At 54.6% G+C, this 1,960-nt stretch carries 1 protein-coding gene; it reads right to left on the bottom strand.

What is annotated here, in order from left to right:
* Positions 1-1,960, bottom strand: a 1,960-nt coding sequence (locus BZG83_RS16340) for an IucA/IucC family protein (RefSeq protein WP_077482125.1), incomplete at both ends; no start/stop codon positions are given.

Here is a 1,960-nt window from a genome sequence, read left to right as displayed (position 1 = left end):
CCTTGTGGCTTTTCAGGCCGCGTTGGGTGGGTTAAGCCGTTGTCTGCGGTTTGGTATCCCTCATTGGAGGGGGCCTGAGCTTGGTGCCAAATCGGGCAGTGCTGTTTAAACTGCGACAGCGTCAGTGGAGTGCCGGGGGAGACGACTGATTGCAGAGCGTGAGGGTAATCACTGGCATGCAGTGCTTGGCACTGATGCTGATAAAAGGCGTGTTCAACGGCCGACCACCAGAGTGATTCATCATTGCAATAGCGCGTGGTTAGTGTCGCGGTGTCATTGTCCGGTTGGTGCAGTACGAAGGTCGCTTTGGCTTGACCATGCTCCATCACGTCGATGAGGTGATAAGACGCGTCGAGCAAGTGGCTGCGAAGTCCCACGGTGCGATCAAGATTGACCGGTTTAAATATCCATGAGCCCAGTGCGTTATCACCATAAAATGGGTTATCGATATCCGTGTAAATTTGACTGGGATCGGCCAGTGTCGCTTCGTTGTGATCGGCGAGGAAAGTGTGGAAGTTCCGTTTCCAGTGTAGGGTCGGCGAGTCGAGAAGATAGTCATACAGGCGGCTATCCACAGGATGGCTCGCTCGCCAAGTTGCGAAAGCTTGACGGCAGACCTGCCACAAACGTTGCTCCGTGACACCGGTGGCTTCGCTGATCGCGGAAAGTGTATTGATTAGCGTATTACCAATCAGATAGTAACTCAGATACGGATCAACCTTGTCGGCGGGGACGTAACAGCTTGGTAACCCCTCACTGAATGCGTCGGGGAACAGCGTCGGGGCCGGGTCGGTGACCCAAATACCTTGGCAGTCTCTGTACATCATGGCATTAGGCAAACCGTGCGCGGTACGCAGCAAGATATTTTGCTGGTGGGCCAGTAGCAAGATGCCATAATCGCTGCGCGCCAAACACAGGGGATACAAAATATGTTCCAAGAAGGCGGCTAACCAATGATGTGCGGCGTCGTGCTGTGTCCATTGATGATGTTGTGCGGCTTGCGCGATCAGTGCGCCAATTTGGCTGCCTTGCCCATGTGGCTGGTTGATACTGGCGAGCAGGTGGACATCTTGATCGGCTTGGTGGGCGAAAATATTGTCGCGCAAGCTCACCAAAGGTAGTGATAAAGGCTCACCTTGCTCGGACAAAATGGTGCACCAGACCGGCTCCTCGATAAAGGTCGTCGTGGGGGTTCGCTGCTGCAGCGTTTTTCCGGGGGCTGCGTTGAGCATTTTACTCAGTAAGGTACCACGCTTGGCTTCAGTGGCGGTTAATAGTCGTACCGAGTTAGTGAGCTTGACAGGCAGAGAGACTTTTAACATCCACTGATGGTCGGGATGATAGATGGCGCGTGACGATGAGGTGGCCAGCCAGCCGCTACTGGTCAAGGCTAAATCAATCACGCTGTTTTTGAGTGTGTGTGCGTCGTCACTGTCACGCCACGCTTGCGCCTGTAAAGGATGCATGGGCAAGGGAAGCCAGCCTCGTGGCAAATTGGCCGCATGGGTTAAGCCCACGCTATCTACAAACAGCGACTGCAAGGTGTCGCGTACATCATGGTYAACCCCTTCACCTGTCCATTGCCCCGGCGCAACCGCAAACCATTCAATCGCAAATGACTGCGCAAATTCGGGTAGATACGCCTCTTGCTGTTCGGGCGTCAGTGGTTCATTGCTCTTGGGGACAGGGTGCATGCTATGACCGCCGGTCAGAGACTGCTCCGATTCGATAAAACGCTGTGGCCAGCGGTCAGCGAACCTGTGTTGCCAATGTGCTTCTGCTCGCTGTACATAGGCGTCAGACTGGCTAACACGTGATGCAAAGCGGTCGAGACGTTCGCCACTGACCTCAGGCACTGATTGCGCTATACGGTAAACCGCATCGGCAAAGGTAGTAGGGGCAGTTTCACCGTCGCTACCGCGCCACAGTATGTCACCTTGATAACGATGACGGCCGGCTT

The sequence above is a fragment of the Salinivibrio sp. PR919 genome, assembly GCF_001995355.1.
Lineage (GTDB): Bacteria > Pseudomonadota > Gammaproteobacteria > Enterobacterales > Vibrionaceae > Salinivibrio > Salinivibrio proteolyticus.
The sequence above is the reverse complement of the archived record's forward strand: the minus strand, read 5'-3'. Positions and strand labels throughout refer to the sequence as shown.